This window comes from uncultured Mycobacterium sp. (genome assembly GCF_964249325.1).
In the GTDB taxonomy this organism is placed as follows: Bacteria; Actinomycetota; Actinomycetes; order Mycobacteriales; family Mycobacteriaceae; genus Mycobacterium.
In genome coordinates this window covers 1-2,128 of sequence record NZ_CAXUCH010000409.1, presented here as the reverse complement: position 1 = coordinate 2,128, position 2,128 = coordinate 1, and the positions used below count along the sequence as shown (strand labels likewise).

2 protein-coding genes are annotated in these 2,128 nt (G+C 69.6%); both read right to left on the bottom strand.

Features of this window, described 5'->3' with window-relative positions:
- The coding region (locus ACFE99_RS25240; RefSeq protein ID WP_375489635.1) for an IS1634 family transposase at positions 1 to 1,700 on the bottom strand (1,700 nt) is incomplete at its 3' end.
- A 177-nt stretch (positions 1,701 to 1,877) separates the two neighbouring features.
- Positions 1,878 to 2,128 (bottom strand): hypothetical protein (locus ACFE99_RS25235; RefSeq protein WP_375489633.1); only part of this gene is annotated, 251 nt, incomplete at its 5' end.

The following is a 2,128-nucleotide window of genomic DNA, read 5'->3' as shown; positions in this document are numbered from 1 at the left end:
CGGCGAGGGTGGGCACGATCGGCCCGTTTGGCGCCGTACTGGATGTCGTTGCGGGTCAGGGTGGCCAGGTGGTCGAGTAGGCCGCGGAAGTCGCGCACCGGTTGCTCGTGGTCGTCTTTGTGGCGGGATGTTTTGCGCGCGGCGGCTGCTGATCGGGTGGCGGGGGCGACGGGGTTGTCGCGTTCGGGTGGTTGTTCGTCGGTGTAGGTCAGTGGTGCCCAGGCTTTGCGGAGGTGCCAGACCAGGTAGGTGGCGAGCATGCAGATCAGCACGTGGGCTTTGACGCGGTCTTCGAGGCGATGGTGGATGGGGCGCAGGTCCAGGTCGTCGGTCTTGATGATGCGGAAGTCGCGTTCCACGCCGGCGAGGGCTTTGTAGGCGGACACCACGCCGGGCGGGTCGAGTCGGGCGGCCGGTACCGAGGTGCGGATGACGTAGATGCCGTCCAACGCGGCCTCGGCGGCGATCTTGGGCAGGTCGCGGGTGATGGCCAGGCTGGTGTCGGTGATGGTCACGGTGAAGTGTTTGGCCATCCTGTACTTGTTGATCAGTTTGCCGACTCGGAGTCCGATCTGGTCCGCGCCGTGCAGCCGGCCGGCGGTGACCGCGGCGAGGGTAGAGGCGAGCGCGGCCTCGGTGGCGTGCAGCAGGTCGTCGCGTTTGCGGGCTCGTTCGGCCGCGAGTGCTGGGTTGCGGCAGGCGATCAGCCGTTCGTTCGGGTAGTCCGGGTGGGCGATCTCGGCCAGGTCGTGCTGATCGAACAGGCTCATCTGCAGCGGCCCGTCGGCGGCGGCGAGTCGGGCGATCGCCGGGGCGCGCAGCGCGGTGATCCAGCCCAGCGTGTTGTCCGGGTCGCCGGCCAGCGCGTCGATGCGCGCGGTGGTGATCATTCCGCGGTCGCCGACCATCACCAGCTCGGCCAGCCCGAACTTGTTCCGCACGATGGTGACCGCCTCGACGAAGGCGGTCGGGTCGGCGGTGTTGCCGGCGAACACCCGGACCGCGACCGGTCGGCCCTCGGGGTCGGTGAGCAGCCCGTACTCGATCTGCGCCCGGTTCTTCTTCCCGTCCCGGGAGTAGCCGCGCGCGGCCAGCGGGCAGTGCGTGCCTTCCAGCCAGGAGGAGGACAGGTCGAACAGCGCCAGCCCGGCCGGGTTCACCTGCGCTGCCAGGTGCCGGCGGGCCAGCTTGGCCTCGATGGCCTCCTGCCGGGCGAGCAGCCAGTCCATCGCGGCGTAGATCTCATCGGTCGACGCGTCGGCGACACCCAAGTCGGCACCGAGCGTGACATCGCCCCACCAGGTGCGGGTGGACAGCTTCGGCCTCGGCCGCACCACCCGGGAGATGATCAACGCGAACGCCAGGTCCCGGTCCCGACCCGCCGGACCGAGCAGCGCCGGGAAGCCCAGCTGCTTGGCCTGCGCCGCGACCGCCGCGACATGCCCGTGCGGCAGCGACCGGGTGATGCGCACCGCCGCCGAGGCGGGCACGAACGCCTCGCCCTTCAGCGACCGGGCGATCAGCTCGATCTGCTCCTCCGGCAGCTGGGAGAGGTTGGCCAACGTCTCATGCTTGACCTGCCCACCGTCCCGGTAGGAGCGGCGCAGCAGATACGACCGGTACTCCCGCTGCTCCCCAGAGGCGAGCCGCTGCCGCCGCACCACCTTGGCCACATGCATCGCGCCGCCACGCCGTGTCACAGCCGTCACAGTAGCCCATCACGTCGTGACCATCGGAAAACGACACGCCGCTATTCTTGGCTACATTCCTGAGCCCACAACCAACCGCAGCCCGCCCAACACAAGAGACTCAGCGGTCAGAGCCACCGCAACTTCGGATTAGACCGAGATCATCGCGCGGTGTAGCGTTCGTGCAACTCAGGCGGATGCCGGCATGAGCGGGGCATTCGGGTCGCGCTCGACGACGGCGAGCTGCGCGTCATGCCAGACGACGACCGTACCGGAGGGTACGGAACCGGCCGGCCAGAGCGCGAGCGTCCACTGTCGCTGGTCGGCGCGGCACACGTACGGCGCGGTGAACAGGTTGACCCAGCGGGGATTGCTGGTGCACCACGGCAGTCCGGCGCGCTGCGCGGCGACGCCGACGCCGGCGGCCTGCGGCCATAGGT